Source organism: Streptomyces sp. NPDC051104 (assembly GCF_040682835.1).
GTDB lineage: Bacteria > Actinomycetota > Actinomycetes > Streptomycetales > Streptomycetaceae > Streptomyces > Streptomyces cynarae.
The window spans coordinates 54718-68624 of record NZ_JBFBBS010000019.1 but is presented as its reverse complement, the minus strand read 5'-3'; the positions used below and the strand labels follow the sequence as shown (position 1 = coordinate 68624).

Here is a 13907-nt window from a genome sequence, read left to right as displayed (position 1 = left end):
GATTTCGCAGTACTGGCGCAATCAAGGGTGTTGAAAACGTCGGCCTACGGACTAGGGTGGGTGTCTCAGCGATTGGACACCCGAACTTGGAGGGCCCGCAGTGAGCACCGAGCTGCGTCGTCTGCGCAACTACATCGACGGCGAATACCGTGACGCCGCCGACGGACGGACCACTCAGGTGGTGAACCCCGCGACCGGTGAGGCGTACGCGACCGCCCCGCTGTCCGGGCAGGCGGACGTCGACGCCGCGATGGCGGCCGCCGCGGCGGCCTTCCCCGGCTGGCGCGACACCACGCCCGCGGAGCGGCAGAAAGCCCTGCTGAAGATCGCTGACGCGTTCGAGGAACGCGCCGAGGAACTGATCGCGGCCGAGGTCGAGAACACGGGCAAGCCGATCGGGCTGACCCGGTCGGAGGAGATCCCGCCGATGATCGACCAGATCCGCTTCTTCGCGGGCGCGGCCCGGATGCTCGAGGGCCGTTCGGCCGGCGAGTACATGGAGGGGATGACCTCGATCATCCGCCGCGAGCCGGTCGGCGTCTGTGCGCAGGTCGCGCCGTGGAACTACCCGATGATGATGGCCGTGTGGAAGTTCGCCCCGGCGATCGCGGCGGGCAACACCGTCGTGCTGAAGCCGTCGGACACCACCCCGGCGTCCACGGTCCTGATCGCCGACATCATCGGTTCGATCCTGCCCAAGGGCGTCTTCAACGTCATCTGCGGCGACCGCGAGACCGGCCGTCTGATGGTGGAGCACCCGACCCCGGCGATGGCCTCCATCACCGGCTCCGTCCGCGCCGGCATGTCGGTCGCCGAATCCGCGTCCAAGGACCTCAAGCGGGTCCACCTGGAGCTGGGCGGCAAGGCGCCGGTCGTCGTCTTCGAGGACACCGACATCGCCAAGGCCGTCGAGGACATCTCGGTCGCCGGCTTCTTCAACGCCGGCCAGGACTGCACGGCCGCCACCCGTGTCCTGGTCCACGAGTCGATCCACGACGAGTTCGTGGCCGCGCTCGCCAAGGCCGCCTCCGAGACGAAGACGGGGCAGCCGGACGGCGAGGACGTGCTCTACGGCCCGCTGAACAACCCGAACCAGCTCAAGCAGGTCACCGGCTTCATCGAGCGCCTGCCCGCCCACGCCAAGGTCGAGGCCGGCGGTCACCCGGTCGGCGAGAAGGGCTACTTCTACGCCCCGACCGTCGTCTCGGGCCTCAAGCAGGACGACGAGATCATCCAGAACGAGGTCTTCGGCCCGGTCATCACCGTGCAGTCGTTCTCCGACGAGGAGCAGGCCGTCGAGTACGCGAACGGCGTCGACTACGCCCTCGCCTCCTCGGTGTGGACCAGGGACCACGCGCGCGCGATGCGCATGTCCAAGGCCCTCGACTTCGGCTGCGTGTGGATCAACACGCACATCCCGCTGGTTGCGGAGATGCCGCACGGCGGCTTCAAGAAGTCCGGCTACGGCAAGGACCTGTCGGCGTACGGCTTCGACGACTACACGCGGATCAAGCACGTGATGACGTCGCTCGACGCGTAACCGACGTCGCTCGACGCGTAGCCCTCCGGGGGCCGGCGCGAGCAACGCGGCCCCGGGCGGGAGTCGTTCCGCCCGGGGCCGTGGCGTGCCCGTGGTGCGCGCAAGGGGCGGCGGTCCGTCGCCCGACACTCCGGCCCGAGCCGAACGTCAGCGGTTGAACGCGGGGAACCCGAACCGCTGCGCGACAGCCGCGCCGTCGCCCTTCGCGTCGGTGGCGTTGACGGAGTAGACGAGGGTCCGGGACAGGTCGCGGGTGGCGGCGATCACCGTGGCGTAGCCGGGGCGGGAGCCCGTCTTGCCCCAGATCGCCCTGCCGTTCAGCTCGAACCGCTCCAGCGCCGCCCCGTACCGCGCCCCCGGCACGTCGGGGAGCGTGAACATCTCCTTCAGCTGCGGCTCCGGCACGATCCGTCCGCGGAACAGCGCCACCAGCAGCCGTTCCAGGTCGGCGGTCGTCGAGATCATGTCGCCGGCCGCCCACCGGTCGGACATGTTCCAGTCGGTCACGTCGACCAGCCTGCCGTCGATCCAGTCGTATCCGCGGTTGTGCGGACCGTGGACGCGCGCGTCGGACCCGTTCGGGAACGAGGTTTCCCGCATGCCGAGCGGCCGGAAGATCCGTACGGCCGCCTGGTGCGCGTACGAGTCGTCGGTGATCTTCTCGATCAGCATGCCGAGCACGGTGTAGTGGATGTTGGCGTAGTCCTGCTGCGTGCCGGGCGCGAACTCCGGGCCCTTGGCGACCGAGGCCGCCACGACCTGACGTGGCGTCAGCGTCTCGAAGCGGTGCGCGTATCCCTCCTCGACCGTCTCCCCGAGGGACGCTCCCGGCTGGAGTCCGCTCGTGTAGTTGAGCAACTGCCGTACGGTGACGGGCTCGAAACCCTTGGTCAGCAGCCCCGGCAGATACTGCTGCACGGTGCCGTCCAGGCTGATCCGCCCCTCGGCGGCGAGTTGCAGCACGATCGCCGCGGTCACCACCTTGGTCACCGAACCGGCCCGGAAGCGGGCGTTGTCCAACGCCGGCGCCCCCGTCCGGACATCGCGCACCCCCGCGACGCCGCGCCAACTGCCCTGGCCGCCCACGCGGATGAGCGCGGCGGTGGCGTCGTGGTCGGGCAGCCCGGCGATCGCGGCGCGCAGCGCCTCGGTGTCGGGTCCCCCGGTCGCGGACGGCGGGGTCATCCGTGCCGCGGACGACGGGACCGCGGAGTGGGCGGAGGCGACTCCCGCCAGGGGGAGGGTGATCAGGCTCAGGGCCAGGGCGGTGGCGAGGGCGACGGCGGTCGGGCGTAACTGCATGGGATGCTCCCTGATCGAGGCGATGTCGGTGATCATCCTGCGGACCGTTCCGGCGGTGGGGGATCGTCTCGAAGGAGGGCGCGGCCCCGGGCATGGCACCGAGGGTCGCCCCTAGGGGACGGCGCCGGCCCCGTCACGGGAGCGTCGCCCCTAGGGGACGGCGCCGGCCCCGTCACGGGAGCGTGTGGTCCGAGTCGCGCCCGAAAAACTGTTATCCCGGCCCCCGCCCCTCCGTCTGCCTCAGCGCCCCCAGATCCCGACGCACAGGAGCGAACCGCGCGAGGCATGGGCACGGCGACCGCACCCGCCCCGACCGCCGGCCACGGCCGGTGATCCGTCCCGGTATCGATGGGTATGCGGCGTTCCGCCATGAACCGTCGTGGACCGCCCGCCCCGTGGATCCCGGCCGTGGCTGAGACTGTACGTCCACAGGGCGGTACGACGACCAGGGAGAGGACGCACGTGGACACCCGGCAGTGGCGTTCCACCATCGCGGCGGCGCAGGCCTGTGACCGGCACGCGCTGGACGAGCTGGTCGCGGGCTGGCTGCCGCTCGTCTACAACATCGTCGGCCGCGCGCTCAACGGACATGCCGACGTCGACGACGTCGTGCAGTAGACGATGCTGCGCGCCGTCGGCAACCTCGGCGCCCTGCGCGATCCGGACAGTTTCCGCTCCTGGCTGGTCGCCATCGCCATGCGGCAGATACGGGACCGGGCGCGCCGCCGGACGTCCGAGCCGCTGGCCGGGGACGCGGGGGACCGGGCCGCCGACTTCGCCGAACTCACCATGCTGCGGCTTCAGTTGGAGGGCCAGCGGCGCGAGGTCGCGGAGGCGGTGCGCCGGCTCGACGACGAGGACCGGCAGCTGCTGTCGCTGTGGTGGCTGGAGGTCGCGGGCGAACTCACCCGCCGCGAGCTGGCCGCCGCCGTCGGCATCAGCCGCCAGCACGCCGCCGTCCGGGTGCAGCGGATGAAGGCGCGCCTGGAGGTGGCGCGCGGCATCGTACGGGCGTTGGAGGGCTCCTGCCCCGAGCTGGCCGCCGTCACCGCCCGCTGGGACGGCCGGCCCGGCTCCGTGTGGCGCAAGCGGCTGGCCCGGCACATCCGCGGCTGCCCGGTCTGCGCGGGGGCCGAGAAGGCCGTCGTGCCCGCCGAACGGCTGCTCGCCGGGATCGCGCTCGTCCCCGTCCCGGCCGGCTTCGCACTGTCGCTGGCGCTGGGCGGCAAGACGTCCGCGGCGGCCGTCTCCGTCGGCTGGTCCGCCAAGGTGCTCGGCGCGCTCACCAAGCCCGCCGTCGTCGTCACGGCGGGCGCGACGATCGCCGCGGGCGGCGCGTACGTCGTGGCCCGGACTCCACAGGCGCCGCCCGCCCGTCAGATCGCGCCCACGGCGGCGAGCACGGCCCGCCCGCGCGCACACCCCGCCGAGCGTCCCGCCCTCCCCGTCCACGGCGAGCCCCACACCGTCGAAGACGGTGGACCTGTACGGCACGGTCGTCGACGCTGTCGACAGCGCGCCCCGGCCGACCCGGCGACCGTCCCTCAGCGCTCCCGGGTGTGACCGCCCACCGACCCGCGCAGCGCGCACAGCGAGTCGATGCGGTTGGTGGTGATCGAGTCCACACCCGCCTCGAGCAGGCGCCGCATCGAGCGGCGGGTGTCCGGCGTCCACACGGACAGCAGATGGCCGCCCCGGCGCACCCGGGCCGCCAGCTCCTGGTCGACCAGGCCGAAGCGGTAGTTGAGCCAGCGCGGGCGCACCGCGTCGAGCAGCGCGGGCCGGGGCGGGGCGAGGGTCGTCCAGGTCAGGGCGATCTCCGCCGCGGGGTCGGCGGCGCGCACCGCCAGCATGGTCTCGGCGCCGGCGCAGTAGTACACGCGCTCCGCGGCCCCGCAGTCCCGGACGATGCCGACGATCCGGCGCACGGCCCGGGACGAGGGGCCGCCCGGCAGGTCGATCAGCACCCGGCTGCCGTCGGTCGCCGCGAGCGCGTCCGCCAGCGTCGGCACACCGCCCGCCGTCAGGCCCCGCACCTCGTCCGAGGAGAGCGCCGCGAGCGGGCGGTCCTGCTCCCACAGACGCTTCAGCGTCCCGTCGTGCAGCAGCACGGGCACACCGTCCCGGGTGAGCCGTACGTCGATCTCCACCGCGTCCGCGCCACGCCGGAGCGCGGAACGCAGCGAGTCGATCGTGTTCTCACGGTGGCGGTAGGGGTCGCCGCGATGAGCCACGGCGGTCACGGTACGCATGGGGCTCATTGTGACGGTGCGGCGCCGCGCAGCGGCCTGCCGGGGTGGTGCCGGGAGACGGGCGGGCCGTCAGGGCGCGAGCCAGGCGGTGGTGTAGGCGTCGATCTCGGCCGACAGCGCCGCCTTGCCGGCGTCGTCGAGGAAGGACGCCTCGACCGCGTTCCCGGCGAGGGCGGCCAGACCCCGCTCGTCGAGGTCGAGGAGCCGCGCGGCGACCGCGTACTCGCTGTTGAGGTCCGTGCCGAACATCGGCGGGTCGTCGGAGTTGATTGTGACGAGGAGCCCGGCACGCACGAACTCCTTGATGGGGTGCTCGTCGAGCGAGCGGACCGCGCGCGTGGCGATGTTGGAGGTCGGGCACACCTCCAGCGGGATGCGGTGCTCGGCGAGATGGGCCAGCAGCTTCGGGTCGCGGGCGGAACTGGTGCCGTGCCCGATGCGCTCGGCGCGCAGCTCGTTCAGCGCGTCCCAGACCGTCTCGGGCCCGGTCGTCTCGCCCGCGTGCGGAACGGAGCGCAGGCCCGCCGCTATGGCCCGGTCGAAGTAGGGCTTGAACTGCGGCCGCGGTACGCCGACCTCGGGACCGCCGAGCCCGAACGAGACGAGCCCCTCGGGACGCAGCCGGTCGTCGGTGGCGAGCCGGACCGTCTCCTCGGCCGATACGAGCCCGGCCTCGCCCGGGATGTCGAAGCACCAGCGCAGCACGGTCCCGAACTCGGCCTCCGCGGCCTTGCGGGCGTCCTCGATGGCGTCCATGAACGCGCGCTCGTCAATACCACGGCGGGTGGACGAGTACGGGGTGATGGTCAGCTCCGCGTAGCGGACCTGCTGGCGGGCCATGTCACGGGCGACCTCGTACGTCAGCAGGCGGACGTCCTCGGGGGTCCGGATCAGGTCGACGACCGACAGGTACACCTCGATGAAGTGGGCGAAGTCCGTGAACGTGAAGTAGTCGGCCAGGGCCTCGGGGTCGGTGGGCACCTTGGAGTCGGGGTGGCGGGCGGCCAGTTCCGAGACGATGCGGGGGGAGGCGGAGCCGACGTGGTGCACGTGCAGTTCGGCCTTGGGCAGTCCGGCGATGAAGGCGTGCAGGTCGCGCACGGCGCGAGCGTCGCGGTGGTCGGTCAAGGTTCCTCCCCGGGAACGGCGTCCCGGCGCCGGGCCACGGCTCGGGCGGGACGCGGGTGATCGGCTGATCGGTGACGTGCGGGATCATCGTAGGGCGCGGGCCGCGCCGGGGAGACGCGGCCGTAGCATGACGGAACATTCGACAGAGGGGGACCCACGCATGTCCGACGACGCCCAGCGCCCGGGAACACCTCAGGACGCGGCCCCGGACGGATGGGTCATCCCTGGCCACGGGACGGACGGGGCGGCGGGAGGACAGGCGCCGGGCGCCGCGGACGGTGCGGGCGGCTTGATACCGGGTGCGCCCGCGACCCCCGCCGACCGGCCGTCCGGGGTGCGGCTCGACAAGCCCGCCCCCGACCCGTGGGCGCCCCCCGTCGACCCCCGGGGCACCGTGGCCTCCGGCGACGGCACCCCCTCCGTGCACGACCGGTCCACGGCCGTCCCGCCGCCGGGTCCCGCCCTCCCGGGCACCCCGCCCCCGGGGCCCTGGGCCGGCCCGTACGGCGCTGCGAGCCCCGGCCGGGCCGCCCCGGGCCCCGGGACCGCAGGCCCCGGCAACCCCTTCGCTCCTTCGCCCGCCGTCCAGGGCGGTTCCGTGCCGCCGCCCCCCATCGGGCCCGAGGGGCCGGGGCAGGTGCCGTACGGCTTTACCCAGTACCCCGGACATCCGGGGTACGGCGCGCCCTACGGCTCCCAGGGCGCCGGCTACGGCTGGCCCGGTATGCCCCTCCCGCCGAGCAACGGCATGGGGATCGCCTCGCTCGTGCTCGGCGTCATCTCCCTCGTCCTGTTCTGCCTCTGGCCGGTGGCCCTCATCGTCGGCGTGCTCGCCGTGATCTTCGGCATCGTCGGCCGCCGCAAGGCGCGCCGGGGCGAGGCGACGAACGGAGGCATGGCCCTGGCCGGCCTCATCTGCGGAGCGGTCGGCTTCGTCCTGAGCGCCGTCCTGCTCATCGTCCTCCTCGCCGTCCCGGACGACAGCGGCGACGACCCGTGGACGGGCACCGACGACGGCTACTCGACCTCACTGGGGACGGGCGCCGCCGGCTGAGCCGCGGACGCCCCCTGGCCGGCGGCCAACCGGGTCCGCGCCTCCATCAGCGCGAACCCCAGCAGGTTGGGCCCCCGCCACCGCTCCGGATCCGCCGCCCGTTCGTCGTCCGCCGCGAGCCCGATGCCCCACACCCGGTCCAGCGGGCTCGCCTCGAGGAGCACACGCTCCCCGGTCCCCAGCAGAAAGTCCCGCAGCTCCTCATGCGCGGCGAACTTGTGCACGCCGCCCTCGACCACGATGCCGAACCGCTCGCGCTCCCATATGGCGTCGTCGAAGCCGCGCACCAGCCGCCCCGCCTTCTTCGCGAGCGCGGGCTCCGGCGACTGAAGCACCTTCCGCTCCGCCTCCGCGTCGTCGAAGAGCCGCGCCTTCGACGCCATCATCCAGTGCTCCGCCGTCGCGTACTCCACGCCGTCCACGGTGAACGGCGACGGCCACCACTGGCTGAGGCAGCTCGCCCCGATCCGCCCGTCCCTGCGCGGCCGGTGCCCCCAGAAGTGGAGGTACTTGATCCTCGCCCCCGCGCGGACCTCCCTGATCAGGGCGTCCCAAGAATCGATCTTCTCCATGCCGCCGAGTCTGGCACGCACCACTGACATTCCGTCCCTCCTTTATGCGCCGCACTCGACACCTGGTCGACAGATTCCGTCGCGTAACCAAAAGGCAACAACGGAATCACTTGTTGGCCTCCCCTCCCTCTGTCAGGATCGGCACTCACATCGAGCCGAAGCTACGCCGGCCTCCGCAGCGCACGCGGGCCGGCGGCGGAGGAGAGCGACATGCAGAACCCCGGCAACGCCGGTGACGCCGACACCCGCCTGACGACGCGGGACGACGTACGGGAACGTTTCGCGGACGGTGCGCAGTTCATCGCGGGCCGGCCGGCCACGGGCACCTCGGGCCGTACGCACTCGGTGATCGACCCGTCCACCGGCACGGAGGTGTACACCTACGAACTGGCCGGCACCGACGACGTCGACCGCGCCGTGGCCGCCGCCCGCGCCGCCTTCCCCGAGTGGTCAGCGGCGACCCCGGGCGAACGCTCCGACGCGCTGCACCGTTTCGCCGCCGTCCTCGCCGACCGCGCCGAGGACGTCGCCCGCGTCGAATCGCTCCAGTGCGGCAAACCGCTGAAGCTCACGCGGGAGTTCGACGTACCCGGCACGATCGACAACACCGCCTTCTTCGCCGGTGCCGCCCGCCACCTCCAGGGGCAGTCCGCCGGCGAGTACTCCGGCGACCACACCTCCTACGTCCGCCGCGAACCCATCGGCGTCATCGGCTCCATCGCGCCCTGGAACTACCCCCTCCAGATGGCCGCCTGGAAGATCCTCCCGGCGATCGCCGCGGGCAACACGATCGTCCTGAAACCGGCCGAGCTGACCCCGCTGACCTCTCTGCTCTTCGCACGGGCCGCCACGTACGCCGGCATCCCGGACGGTGTCATCAACATCGTGACCGGCACCGGCAAGGAGGCCGGCGAGCATCTCGTCGGTCACCCCGACGTGGCCATGACCTCCTTCACCGGTTCGACCACGGTCGGCAGGCGCGTCGCCGAGATCGCCACCGCGACCGTCAAGCGCCTCCACCTGGAACTCGGCGGCAAGGCCCCCTTCGTCGTGTTCGACGACGCGGACCTGGAGGCCGCCGTGCACGGCGCGGTCGCGGGCGCCCTCATCAACACCGGCCAGGACTGCACGGCCGCCACGCGCGCGTACGTGCAGCGGCCCCTGTACGAGGAGTTCGTCGCGCGGACCGCCGCCCTCATGGAGACCGTCCGGCTCGGCGACCCGTTCGCTCCCGGCACCGACCTGGGCCCGCTGATCTCGCACGTCCAGCGGGACCGGGTGGCCGGCTTCGTCGACCGGGCGCGTGCCTACGCGCGCGTGGAAACCGGCGGAGAGGCCCCCGAGGGCGACCTCAAGGACGGCGCGTACTATCGGCCCACCCTGATCGCCGACGCACCCCAGGACAGCGAGATCGTCCAGTCCGAGATCTTCGGGCCCGTGCTGGTCGTCCTGCCCTTCGACAGCGACGACGAAGGCATCCGGCTCGCCAATGACACCCCTTACGGCCTCGCCGCCTCCGCCTGGACGCGGGACGTCTACCGGGCGAACCGCGCGACCCGCGAGATCAGGTCGGGCTGCGTCTGGGTCAACGACCACATCCCGATCATCAGCGAGATGCCCCACGGCGGCTACCAGGCGTCCGGCTTCGGCAAGGACATGTCCGCTTACTCGTTCGAGGAATACACCCAGATCAAGCACGTCATGTTCGACAACACGGCGGTGGCCCGCAAGGACTGGCACCGCACGATCTTCGGGGACCGCTAGCAGACGGGCCGCCCGATTTGCTGCCGCACCCTCCCGAAAGGGCACCACCTCCGAAAGGCACCACGCGCATGGAGCAGTACGAGCCCGACCGCCTGACCCCGGCCCAAGTGGCCGCCGTGCGGCGCAGTTTCCGCAGCGGCAGGGCCGCCCTGACCCGCCGTTCGCTGTTGCGCGCCTCCGCGGGCGGTGTGCTCGCCGTGGGCGGACTGGGGGCGCTGAGCGCCTGCGGCATCCCGCCGGCCGGCAAGACACAGGGCGGCACGTCCACCCAGGACCTCTCGGCGAAGGAGAAGGTCGTCAACTTCTCCAACTGGCCCGAGTACATCGACGCGGACGACAGCGGCAAGCACCACCCGACGCTCGACACGTTCGCCCGGCGGACCGGGATCAAGGTCAAGTACACCGAGGACATCAACGACAACAACGAGTTCTTCGGCAAGATCAAGCCGCAGCTCGCCGCCGGCCAGGACACCGGCCGCGACCTCATCGTCCTCACCGACTGGCTGGCCGCCCGGCTGATCCGCCTCGGCTGGGTGCAGAAACTGGACCCGTCCAACCTGCCGCACGCCTTCGCCAACCTGTCGGCCCAGTTCCGCAGCCCCGACTGGGACCCCGGCCGCGCCTACTCCTACCCCTGGCAGGGCATCTCCACGGTCATCGCCTTCAACAAGAAGGCGCTCGACGGCGTCGAGGTCAGGTCGGTGTCCGACCTGCTCGACAACCCCAAGCTCAAGGGCCGCGTCGGTTTCCTGTCGGAGATGCGCGACAGCATCGGCATGACGCTGCTCGACATGGGCAAGGACCCCGCGAAGTTCACCGACGACGACTTCGACGCGGTGACAGCCCGCCTGCAGAAGGCCGTCGACAAGGGCCAGATCCGCCGCTTCACCGGCAACGACTACACGTCCGACCTCACCAAGGGCGACCTGGCCGCCTGCGTGGCCTGGGGCGGCGACATCGTCCAGCTCAAGGCGGACAGCCCGGACGTCGACTACGTCATCCCGGACAGCGGCTACATGACGTCGACCGACAACCTGCTGATCCCCGACAAGGCGCGCCACAAGACGAACGCCGAGAGGCTCATCGACTTCTACTACGAGCCCGAACAGGCCGCCGCGCTCGCCGCCTACATCAACTACGTGTCCCCCGTCGACGGCGTGAAGGACTACCTCGCGAAGATCGACGAGTCGGCGGCGAACAACCCGCTGATCATTCCCGACAAGGCCATGGCCGCCAAGTCCCACGCCTTCCGCTCGCTGACGCAGAAGGAAGAGACGGCCTACGAAGAGAAGTTCGCGAAGCTCACAGGGGCGTGACGACGATGACCACCACGACAGACACCGGCGCCGACGTCCGCCTGACGGGCATCAGCAAGACCTACGGCTCCTTCACCGCCGTGCACCCGCTCGACCTGACCGTGCCGCAGGGCTCCTTCTTCGCCCTGCTCGGCGCCTCGGGCTGCGGCAAGACCACCACGCTGCGCATGATCGCGGGCCTGGAGGAGCCCACGAGCGGCACCGTCCACCTCGGCGACCAGGACGTCACGCACCTGCCGCCGTACAAGCGCCCGGTGAACACGGTCTTCCAGTCCTACGCCCTCTTCCCGCATCTGGACATCTTCGAGAACGTCGCCTTCGGCCTGCGCCGGCGCGGCATCAAGTCGGTGAAGAAGCAGGTGGAGGACATGCTGGAGCTGGTGCAGCTCGGCGAGCAGGCGCGCAAGAAGCCGCACCAGCTCTCCGGTGGGCAGCAACAGCGCGTCGCTGTGGCCCGTGCGCTGATCAACCAGCCCAAGGTGCTCCTCCTGGACGAGCCGCTCGGCGCCCTCGACCTCAAGCTGCGCCGCCAGATGCAACTGGAGCTCAAGCGGATCCAGACCGAGGTCGGCATCACCTTCATCCATGTCACGCACGACCAGGAGGAGGCCATGACGATGGCCGACACGGTCGCCGTGATGAACGCGGGCCGGGTCGAGCAACTCGGCTCGCCCACCGACCTGTACGAGAACCCGCGGACGACGTTCGTCGCCAACTTCCTCGGCACCTCCAACCTGATCGAGGCCGAGGTCGACTCCAAGAACGGCTCGGAGATCGTCCTCAAGGCGGGCGGCGGCAAGCTCACCCTGCCCGAGGCGCGCTGCTCCGCGCCGACGAGGCCCGGCGGCAAGGTCCTGGTCGGGGTCCGCCCGGAGAAGATCTCCCTCACCCACGCCGACGACGCGGGCGAGGTCCCCGAGGGCCGCAACCGCATCACCGGCAAGATCGCCGACGCGAGCTTCATCGGCGTCTCCACCCAGTACGTCGTCGACAGCCCCGTCTGTCCCGAGTTCGCGGTCTACGCCCAGAACATCGACCGCGACCCCCGTCTGGTGCCCGGCGCGGAGGTCGTCCTGCACTGGAGCCCGGCCCACACCTTCGGCCTGGACGCGGCCCAGTCCCTGCTTGCCGGGACAACGGGCGACGCCGGCGTCGAGACCGTGGAGCCGGAAGAAGGGGTGGCCGCCTGATGGCCGCCGTCACCGAGGCGCCCCCGCCCCTCGCGCCCACCGCCCCCCAGAAGCAGAAGCCCCCGCGCAGACGGGGCCGCCTCACGCCGTACTGGCTGCTGCTGCCCGGCATCCTGTGGCTGCTGGTCTTCTTCGCGCTGCCGATGATCTACCAGGCGTCCACGTCCGTGCAGACGGGCTCCCTGGAACAGGGCTACAAGGTCACCTGGCACTTCGCCACCTACTGGGACGCGCTGTCCGCGTACTGGCCGCAGTTCGTGCGGTCGGTCCTCTACGCGGCCGCCGCGACGCTGCTGTGTCTGCTCCTCGGCTACCCGCTCGCGTACCTCATCGCCTTCCGCGCGGGCCGCTGGCGGAACCTGATCATGATCCTGGTGATCGCGCCGTTCTTCACCAGCTTCCTGATCCGTACGCTCGCCTGGAAGACGATCCTCGCGGACGGCGGCCCGGTCGTCGGCGCCCTGAACACCCTGCACGTCCTGGACGTCACCAACTGGCTCGGCTGGACCTCCGGCGACCGCGTGCTCGCCACCCCGCTCGCGGTGGTGTGCGGACTGACGTACAACTTCCTGCCGTTCATGATCCTGCCGCTGTACACCTCGCTGGAGCGCATCGACCCGCGCCTGCACGAGGCGGCCGGCGACCTGTACGCGAAGCCCTTCACCACCTTCCGGAAGGTCACCTTCCGGCTGTCGATGCCGGGCGTGGTCTCCGGCACCCTGCTGACCTTCATCCCGGCGGCCGGCGACTACGTCAACGCAGATCTGCTCGGCTCCACGGACACCCGCATGGTCGGCAACGTCATCCAGACACAGTTCCTGACCGTCCTCGACTATCCGAAGGCCGCCGCCCTCTCGTTCATCCTGATGGCCGCGATCCTCGTCATGGTCACGGTCTACATCCGCAGGTCCGGCACGGAGGATCTGGTTTAAATGAACACGCGACGGAGTCGCACATTCGGCACGAGCGTCAACTGGCTCAAGCGCCATCTCGTCGTCATCGCCGGACTGCTGACGCTCGGATACCTCCTGCTTCCGAACGTCGTCGTCACGGTGTTCTCCTTCAACAAGCCGACGGGTCGCTTCAATTACGAGTGGCAGCAGTTCTCCATGGACGCCTGGAAAGATCCGTGCGGCGTCGCCGGAATGTGCGGCTCGCTGGCGGTCAGCCTCCAGATCGCCGTGTGGGCGACGCTCGGCGCCACGGTCCTCGGCACGATGATCGCCTTCGCGCTGGTCCGCTACCGCTTCCGCGCGCGCGGCGCCGTGAACTCGCTGATCTTCCTGCCGATGGCGATGCCCGAGGTCGTCATGGCGGCCTCGCTTCTCACCCTGTTCCTCAACATGGGCGCTCGGCTCGGCTTCTGGACCATCCTGATCGCGCACGTCATGTTCTGCCTCAGCTTCGTCGTCACGGCGGTCAAGGCGCGTGTGATGTCGATGGACCCGAGGCTGGAACAGGCGGCGCAGGACCTGTACGCGGGCCCGGCGCAGACCTTCCTGAGGGTCACGCTCCCCATCGCCGCCCCCGGAATCGCCGCGGGCGCGCTGCTGGCCTTCGCGCTGTCCTTCGACGATTTCATCATCACCAATTTCAACGCGGGCTCCACCGTCACCTTCCCCATGTTCGTGTGGGGTTCGGCGCAGCGCGGAACGCCCGTCCAGATCAATGTCATCGGCACGACGATGTTCATCGTCGCCGTCCTGTTCGTGCTGGCGTCCATGGCCGTCGGCAACCGCAGAAAGCGCCAGAAGGCGTAGTCCTCCGTTCCTTGGAATTCCGTAGGGAG

Annotated in this window: 12 protein-coding genes and 1 pseudogene; 9 read left to right on the top strand and 4 right to left on the bottom strand. The window is 71.0% G+C overall.

Going from position 1 to position 13907, the window contains the following annotated elements:
* Positions 1 to 100: 100 nt before the first annotated feature.
* Complete coding sequence (locus AB0N14_RS24425; RefSeq protein ID WP_366027830.1) at positions 101 to 1540, top strand: gamma-aminobutyraldehyde dehydrogenase; 1440 nt, start codon at positions 101 to 103, stop codon at positions 1538 to 1540.
* 147 nt (positions 1541 to 1687) lie between these two features.
* Here the strand turns inward: AB0N14_RS24425 and AB0N14_RS24420 are convergent, their stop codons facing one another.
* The gene (locus AB0N14_RS24420) at positions 1688 to 2842 is read right to left on the bottom strand and encodes a serine hydrolase domain-containing protein (protein WP_366027878.1); all 1155 of its coding nucleotides are present in this window, start codon (positions 2840 to 2842) and stop codon (positions 1688 to 1690) included.
* Positions 2843 to 3250: 408 nt separating this feature from the next.
* Here AB0N14_RS24420 and AB0N14_RS24415 point away from each other — a divergent pair, with 408 nt between their 5' ends.
* Both AB0N14_RS24415 and AB0N14_RS24410 read left to right on the top strand, forming a co-directional pair.
* Positions 3251 to 3460 carry a hypothetical protein gene (locus AB0N14_RS24415; RefSeq protein WP_366027829.1) on the top strand — a complete coding sequence of 70 codons (210 nt, stop codon included), beginning with the start codon at positions 3251 to 3253 and terminating at the stop codon, positions 3458 to 3460.
* A 3-nt stretch (positions 3461 to 3463) separates the two neighbouring features.
* On the top strand, positions 3464 to 4405 hold the full coding sequence (locus AB0N14_RS24410; protein WP_366027828.1) for a sigma-70 family RNA polymerase sigma factor: 942 nt from the start codon (positions 3464 to 3466) through the stop codon (positions 4403 to 4405).
* Here AB0N14_RS24410 and AB0N14_RS24405 read toward each other — a convergent pair.
* Positions 4387 to 5094 (bottom strand): glycerophosphodiester phosphodiesterase, encoded by a 708-nt coding sequence (locus AB0N14_RS24405; protein WP_366027827.1) that lies wholly within the window; start codon positions 5092 to 5094, stop codon positions 4387 to 4389. The two genes, AB0N14_RS24410 and AB0N14_RS24405, sit on opposite strands and share 19 nt — an antisense overlap.
* Positions 5095 to 5163: 69 nt before the next feature.
* Positions 5164 to 6310, bottom strand: a pseudogene (locus AB0N14_RS24400) (adenosine deaminase).
* A 72-nt stretch (positions 6311 to 6382) separates the two neighbouring features.
* On the opposite strand from AB0N14_RS24400, the gene AB0N14_RS24395 reads away from it, so the two are divergent.
* The gene (locus AB0N14_RS24395; protein ID WP_366027826.1) at positions 6383 to 7276 is read left to right on the top strand and encodes a DUF4190 domain-containing protein; all 894 of its coding nucleotides are present in this window, start codon (positions 6383 to 6385) and stop codon (positions 7274 to 7276) included.
* On the opposite strand, the gene AB0N14_RS24390 is transcribed toward AB0N14_RS24395, so the two are convergent.
* Positions 7240 to 7878 carry an NADAR family protein gene (locus AB0N14_RS24390; RefSeq protein ID WP_366027825.1) on the bottom strand — a complete coding sequence of 213 codons (639 nt, stop codon included), beginning with the start codon at positions 7876 to 7878 and terminating at the stop codon, positions 7240 to 7242. The genes AB0N14_RS24395 and AB0N14_RS24390 overlap by 37 nt on opposite strands.
* Positions 7879 to 8058: 180 nt before the next feature.
* Between AB0N14_RS24390 and AB0N14_RS24385 the strand changes: the two genes are divergently transcribed.
* The 5 genes from AB0N14_RS24385 (at position 8059) to AB0N14_RS24365 (ending at position 13878) form a co-directional block, all read left to right on the top strand.
* Positions 8059 to 9612, top strand: a complete 1554-nt coding sequence (locus AB0N14_RS24385; RefSeq protein ID WP_366027824.1) for a gamma-aminobutyraldehyde dehydrogenase — start codon at positions 8059 to 8061, stop codon at positions 9610 to 9612.
* Positions 9613 to 9680: 68 nt separating this feature from the next.
* On the top strand, positions 9681 to 10928 hold the full coding sequence (locus AB0N14_RS24380) for a spermidine/putrescine ABC transporter substrate-binding protein (protein ID WP_366027823.1): 1248 nt from the start codon (positions 9681 to 9683) through the stop codon (positions 10926 to 10928).
* A gap of 5 nt (positions 10929 to 10933) precedes the next feature.
* Positions 10934 to 12118: an ABC transporter ATP-binding protein gene (locus AB0N14_RS24375; protein ID WP_366027822.1), complete on the top strand. Its 1185-nt coding sequence runs from the start codon at positions 10934 to 10936 to the stop codon at positions 12116 to 12118.
* Positions 12118 to 13050, top strand: a complete 933-nt coding sequence (locus AB0N14_RS24370) for an ABC transporter permease (RefSeq protein WP_366027821.1) — start codon at positions 12118 to 12120, stop codon at positions 13048 to 13050. The genes AB0N14_RS24375 and AB0N14_RS24370 overlap by 1 nt, the downstream gene beginning before the upstream one ends.
* Positions 13051 to 13878 carry an ABC transporter permease gene (locus AB0N14_RS24365; RefSeq protein ID WP_366027820.1) on the top strand — a complete coding sequence of 276 codons (828 nt, stop codon included), beginning with the start codon at positions 13051 to 13053 and terminating at the stop codon, positions 13876 to 13878.
* The last annotated feature ends 29 nt before the right edge of the window (positions 13879 to 13907 follow it).